The sequence below is a fragment of the Mesorhizobium shangrilense genome (genome assembly GCF_040537815.1).
Lineage (GTDB): Bacteria > Pseudomonadota > Alphaproteobacteria > Rhizobiales > Rhizobiaceae > Mesorhizobium > Mesorhizobium shangrilense.
The window spans coordinates 35,564-41,563 of the sequence record NZ_JBEWSZ010000016.1 but is presented as its reverse complement, the minus strand read 5'-3'; the positions used below and the strand labels follow the sequence as shown (position 1 = coordinate 41,563).

6 protein-coding genes are annotated in these 6,000 nt (G+C 56.8%); all 6 read right to left on the bottom strand.

Features of this window, described 5'->3' with window-relative positions; all coding sequences use genetic code 11:
• Positions 1-117: 117 nt before the first annotated feature.
• Positions 118-327, bottom strand: a complete 210-nt coding sequence (gene tnpB / locus ABVQ20_RS39340) for an IS66 family insertion sequence element accessory protein TnpB (RefSeq protein ID WP_354465169.1) — start codon at positions 325-327, stop codon at positions 118-120.
• Entirely contained in the window at positions 324-770 is a 447-nt protein-coding gene (gene tnpA, locus ABVQ20_RS39335; RefSeq protein WP_354465168.1) for an IS66-like element accessory protein TnpA, read from the bottom strand. Before tnpA ends, tnpB begins: the two co-directional genes overlap by 4 nt.
• 234 nt (positions 771-1,004) lie before the next feature.
• Positions 1,005-2,150, bottom strand: coding sequence for a capsular polysaccharide export protein, LipB/KpsS family (locus ABVQ20_RS39330; RefSeq protein WP_354465167.1), 1,146 nt, complete (start codon positions 2,148-2,150; stop codon positions 1,005-1,007).
• Between the two features lie 109 nt (positions 2,151-2,259).
• A complete protein-coding gene (locus tag ABVQ20_RS39325) occupies positions 2,260-3,375 on the bottom strand; it encodes a KpsE/RkpR family capsule polysaccharide export protein (protein WP_354465166.1) in 1,116 nt (371 codons plus the stop codon).
• Between the two features lie 120 nt (positions 3,376-3,495).
• Positions 3,496-4,530: a Gfo/Idh/MocA family protein gene (locus tag ABVQ20_RS39320; RefSeq protein ID WP_354465172.1), complete on the bottom strand. Its 1,035-nt coding sequence runs from the start codon at positions 4,528-4,530 to the stop codon at positions 3,496-3,498.
• A gap of 116 nt (positions 4,531-4,646) precedes the next feature.
• Entirely contained in the window at positions 4,647-5,591 is a 945-nt protein-coding gene (locus ABVQ20_RS39315; RefSeq protein WP_354465165.1) for a Gfo/Idh/MocA family oxidoreductase, read from the bottom strand.
• Positions 5,592-6,000 lie beyond the last annotated feature (409 nt).

Here is a 6,000-nt window from a genome sequence, read left to right as displayed (position 1 = left end):
GTCCCAGCCAAACAATCCAGCCGATGGAACCAGCTTGCCCATCGGGCAGAGGCTATCCGCCGACTCAACTCCTCAAAATGCTCCGATCTCAAGGAAAGGGCTGTAGTATGAAGCCAGTTAGTTCGCCAGCAGGCACACGCCGGTGCCGTCGAAGTACACCAGCTTGACCCGGTCGGCGCGCTTGGCCCTGAAGACGTAGACCGCGCCAGAGAACGGATCGGCGCCCATCGTCTCGCGCACCAGCGCCGCCAGGCCCTCGGCCCCCTTGCGGAAGTCCACCGGCTTCGTCGCGACCATCACCTTGACCACACCCGTCGGCCCGATCACGACGGCGCCTTCAGCGCACGGATCACCGCCGCCACCGTCCTGGCGTCGGCGCCACGACCGACCCGCATGGCGACGCCGTCAATCTCCAGCTCTATCACGCCGGTTTCTCGCGCGGCCTTCCGCTTCCGTGTCGATCTCGCGCGCTTCCCCGCCGGTTCGGGCTCCTGTGCCGCGACCACCGCTGGAACAAACAACGGCTCCGGTGCCGGCGCATTCGCCAACGGCACCCGCGCGAACCGGCGCCAGGCGAACAGCTGCTGCGGGGACAATGCATGTCGCCGAGCCACCGCGCTCACGGTCCCGCCAGCATCGTAGCTTTCCGCCACGATCCGCGCCTTCTCCTCCGGCAACCATTCGCGCCGCCGTCCAGAACCCGTGAATATCTCAAGCCGTCGAACCGGCTCCTCGTCCCTGGACTTAAGCGTAAGCTCTGAAATCGTCATGTGTCGAAGCCCTCAAAGGCTCCGAGCATCGTCGCTCACGACAACGCGCGAAAGGTGCCAACGGGACAGCGCTTACGATTCTTGCAGGCGGCAACCGGGATCAACTGAGATGAAACTCTATCGCGACCGCTGTTTTGGCCTTCGTATAGTTCAATGAAGGCGAATATCGAAGTGCGATCGATGGCGACGAACGCGTGCAGTTCGCCTATAAAGATCCGACATGATTTGGGTGCTCTATGAACTCTTGTTGGGGTTGAACTCCTGGTTCAAAGCTTCTCTGTCCATGATTGACGGCCGCGGCAGGCCGGTCGTCAAGCGACTCGCTACGCGCCAAGCGAGACGCTCCATAGCGCCGGCGCCATAAAATGAGCCGGGGATGACAGCGTGCGTGTAGATGCGCATTCGTAGGGTTGCGACGCTACGCGGATCGGGGGAATGAGGGGATGTCCAAATCTTCATGAGATCGCGGCAGTGCCGGGCGAGTCCGTTGCCTTCGTAGAAGGCCTGCCCAAGGATATCTGTCTGAACGCCGTGATGGAGACCCGAGAGGCCCGAAGTCGAATTGATGGTGACAAGTCCGCTAGACGCCTTTACGGCTTCCCCCAACGGCACGTCGCAAACGACATGCACTCGCTTGGCATTGACGTGGCAGCTTAAACTATTAGCCACGATGGAACGATGGTCCAGATGCCCCGCGTCTAGGGGATGAATCTTGAAAAGCAGATGCTCCTCAGGTGGCGCGTGGTGAGAGAAGGCTGCCAAGAGCTCTTTGATCATTGTCTCGACACGCCACCCCTCCCCGTTGGCTACTAGATTGGCATCGTCGTGAACTTGAAGTGCCACCACGCGATAAGGCGTGCCAGCCTTGACCAGCTCCCTCAAAACACGCGCGTCCGAACGCCGATGGAGAGCCCGTCGCGTCCATCCAAGCGGCCAGCACAAGGCCTCTTTCGCAAGCCTTCGTTTGCGGTGCCAGGTTCCGCCCATGAGGGGAATGAACGCACGGAGCCATACGATTTGCGCAATGGCGAACAACGCCTGACGTAAGCCATGGCAGCACCCTTCGTCCGGCTCCATAACGTCAGAAAGATCTAGATGATCTCTTCTCTCGACATTTGGACTCATGCGAAGAGGAGAATGGTGATGAGAACCGTTCCATTCGCATGTCACGAAACCGGGCCGGATGTATCCCTCTTCCAGACAAAGCACGGGAACATTTCTGGCGCGGAGAGCATCAAAGAAGATCTTGTGTCTGTAACGATCAACACCAAAGACGACTGCGGCATGCCAGGGCGGAACTCCTAGTTGTGTCTCGACCTCGCCTGGTGACAATGCCAGCGCGCCGCCGAGGCCGAACAGGTGATCGCCTGGGTTGAACATGCAACGCTCAACCACAAACCCGCGGCCACGCAAAACTCGGGCGAGATTCGCGAAGAAGGGCCCGACAGGCCCTCCGAGAAGAAGGATTGAACAGGCGGATACCGCAGCGTTAGCGGCTGTCACGGTAATCACGCGCCAGAGACAAAAGGAAAATCAGCACAAGATAAATACCGATCCCCGAGGCGGCAACAATCGCCGGATGAAATATTGGGCGCGGGAAAGACGGGTCTTGTGGGAGTGAGGGATCTGCGGTGACGACGATGTACTTCTGCTTCTGCGTAGCCTCTTGCTGCGCCGCCCTGAGCGACTCGAGCGCTGTCGCATAGGACTTCTCGGCCAGGTCACGCTCGATCTGGAGTCGCTCAAATTCAGACAGCATCGTAGCCATTGCTGAATTCCTGCCGGTGATCTTTGCCCGCTCCTCTTCTATCTGTTTGGCCAGAGCTTGCTCGCGCAGCCGCATCAGCCGCATGCGCGCCTGAACATCGGTCGTCATGTTCTCCATCTGAGAGATGTCAGCTCGCGTCTTCGCCAAGTCAGTCTCGAGGCCGCTGATGATAGTGAGTTGAGACTCAACCGCCTTCTCGGGATCCACCTGGAGATTAGCATTGCGCCATTGCATGATATCAAGACGAGTTCGGCTAACACGATCTTCAGCTTTCCTCACCTCGCTTTCCGCGAAGGCTACGAAATCGAGCTTGGCGCGCTCGTTCAGTTTGTTTACGAACTCGTCAGTGCGAAGGATTAGGGTCGTCGCCAATGTCCTCGCATCCTCCGGCGAGAACGCCTCTGCACGGATGGTCACAATTTGCTCGACGTTGGAGATTTTCACTTGAACCATAGAAAGATAGTAGGCTAATTTCTCTTCGGTCGAAGCATTGTCTGGCAGACGAACGATCCAATCGCGATCATGTTTTGCAGCACCGGTGCTGAAACCTGTTGCGGCGTCTATCTTTTCAAACAGGCCCGTCGACTGCAAATAACTGCGGACTGCATAAATATCGTTCGATCCAGCGAGTCCGACACCGAGGTTACCCGCAAGTGCTCCAAGTCCTGAGATTGAGGACTGCCCATCTCGTGAGCGTATCGCGAAAGAAACCTCTGAAGCATAAATCGGCGAGGCTGCGATTTGTGAGTAGATAACGGCTGCTAAGGTGGGCGCTACCGCAACTGTCAGGAAAAGAACAAGCCGTCCCCATGCGAATTGCTTATGTTGGCGCGACATCGTTCCCGACCGAGTGTGGCTATCAGGCTCAATATAGGTCGAAGGGTCTCGAGGCTCTCCCACCCCGTTTCTGACTTGCAATGACATACACGATGTCCAATTTTCACAGGGAGGAACACATTAGGGAATGGAAAAACGAGCTGCCAGAGAGGCCGGATCAATGGTATCAATGCAGACCGAATTGCAGCTAACGTGGGAGGCTCGAGCCGCCGCGTAAATACGCATCGTTTGAATGGCAGCGTCGATTCCCGAAATCGGAGGATGATCCCCCAACGCATCGTCCATCGCGCTCTGGGCATAGCCAAGAACAGCCTGTTCGCCATTATGTCGCCAGAGAATATCGTTTGGATCTAGTGCAGTGGCACTGGGGGAGAAAGGAGATGCAAACAACGGCGTTCCGTAACGAGCAAGCGGCCGTTCCAAATCTGCTCCGCGACGTCGGCGAAGTGTCCAAGGACCGAACTCTTCGGTCCAAGTCAGTTCGCCCTTTGAGAAAGAAATCGCTGCTCCCCCCATAAACCCAACATCATCACGGGTGTCAATAAAAGCAGACGCTCCATTTTCATAAACAATCATTAAACTTGCGCCCGGATCATTAAAACGCATCCCACGCGGATTGTCGGCGGGCTGGGTTTCGGTAGCAAAGACATGGGTCGCTCTTGCATCGATCAGCGTGTTCGCCAGATCTATCCAATGGGTGCCGACACAGCCCAGTGCCCCCCCGCCAAATCGTAACGTAACAGTTTTAATATCGCCCATCTCCTCCTTCAGATGACGTACGCGCGCGTAGGCGTCGCAATAGCGTCTCCCATGATTGACTATGACGCGAACGCCTTTGTCCTCCGATCGGAGCTTGATATCGATTGCTTCATCAACGGATTGAGAGACAGGCTTCTCAATTACGATGCGCCTGAAGCCAAGGCCGATTGCCTCTATCGCGAGCCTATGATGAAGGTCTGCCGTAGTGGCAATGACGACGAGATCCACATTATCGGACGGAAGCTCTGCCAGACTGTCGCAGCGAAGCGAAGCAAGATCAGGATTTAACTGGATTGCATGCGGCTTGGCGGAGGGATCAACAAGTCCCACGATAGTGCACCTACGACGTAGCGCTGCAGTGACGTGGCGCGCGCCCATCAGACCGAGCCCAACCACCGCCACTCGTGCACCCTCTACCACCGGGGGACTGCCGACCCGGCGGTGGTCAGGGCCACCTATTCCTGCGAGAACTGAAGAGTGCGATGCAACGTCTATTTTTAGGATCTGGGAGGTCACAGGGGATATCCAAAGACTGTTGCGAGATGACGAAGGTGCCAAGCTTGATATGCAGCTGTGGCCAAGCGGGCTGCAGGGTCGCCTGAGAGGAAAGCCTCAACCTGTCCCTTGAGACCAGGTTTGAGATTGGAGTCATCCCTATACAATAACGGCACATCTTGCTCGGCGACTGACGGCCCTTCGACCATCTTCAAAGTCTCAAGCGGCATCAGTATGTACCGTCGCCGAGGAACACTCATCGCAATGCGCCAGCGTCCCACCGAGGCGTAGTTGCCGTGGTATACATAACGTGTTCCTGTTGATGTAAGACCGCTTCCCAGGAATACCGAGTGCCCTGGATGCCATGCAATCGCAGGATCCACCGGCTGGGACGCGACGGTGTGTAGCTCGACGGAACGGCCACAGAGATAGAAGAGAAGATCGAAGACATGAGAGGCATTGGCATAGCCCCAGCGCGCCTTAATTGCTGCGTTGGTGTCAAGCGATTCGATTCGCGGAACCGGTTCGTCGAATTCAATGCTTGCGGAGAGAACCGATCCTTCTTCGGCCAATCGATTGCGGAGAGTATTTACGCTCGCCAAAAAACGGCGATTGTAACCAACGAAGACGGAGGTCACTCCGCTAGCTATACGCGGATGCCGAAATATTGCCTCCATCTCAGCCGCCTCAAGCGCGCCCGGCTTTTCCACGAGAATCTGAGGACATATATCAGCGAGAAGCGCCGTAAGCGGGGCAAGGGTATCAACGGGGGTCGCGACAATGGCAAAGCTAGGCATAGCAACTTCGCCACGGAATGCTATGCGTACAGCATGGCCCACTCCATCCGAGATACCATCGCAACCGAAGTCGCGCGCAAAGATCGCAGTTCGCTCACCGTCCCTTCCGACAACAGTAAACGGTATATCTATATTTTTAAGGACCAAGGCGTAATCGCGCGCCATGGGACCAGTTCCGACAAGCCAAAGCATGGATTAATTACGCCACTTTTCAAGTGACCCTTTTCTTGCCCATCGCTGCATTTATGAAAGGCTTTCCGACCCGCGCGCCATGCGGTACGGCGCCGACGGCCTGACGTCGAAGAGTCCGGCCGAGCAATCGGCGGCATGAAGGTGGGTCATGCTCATCCGTCGATCAAAATACGCCGCCGCAAGCGTGAGCTTCCCGAAAAAGTCTCCCACGCGCCGACCATAAATCTTCGCAAGCGGCACACTATCCAGCTGGTCATCCCAGTTCTCCCCCCTGGTTTCGAAGTACTGATCCGTAACCCGTTTGGTGCATTCGAGCAGAAATCGGCTGCACTGAGATACGCATACGTCCACGCGTTCCGATCGGCGTCCTGTCCCATTCATG

Bases quoted from the DNA above. Each gene is read 5' to 3' on its own strand.
- tnpA (WP_354465168.1), bottom strand. From the start codon at position 770: ATGACGATTTCAGAGCTTACGCTTAAGTCCAGGGACGAGGAGCCGGTT.
- ABVQ20_RS39325 (WP_354465166.1), bottom strand. From the start codon at position 3,375: ATGTCGCGCCAACATAAGCAATTCGCATGGGGACGGCTTGTTCTTTTC.
- ABVQ20_RS39315 (WP_354465165.1), bottom strand. From the start codon at position 5,591: ATGGCGCGCGATTACGCCTTGGTCCTTAAAAATATAGATATACCGTTT.
- ABVQ20_RS39330 (WP_354465167.1), bottom strand. From the start codon at position 2,150: ATGTTCAACCCAGGCGATCACCTGTTCGGCCTCGGCGGCGCGCTGGCA.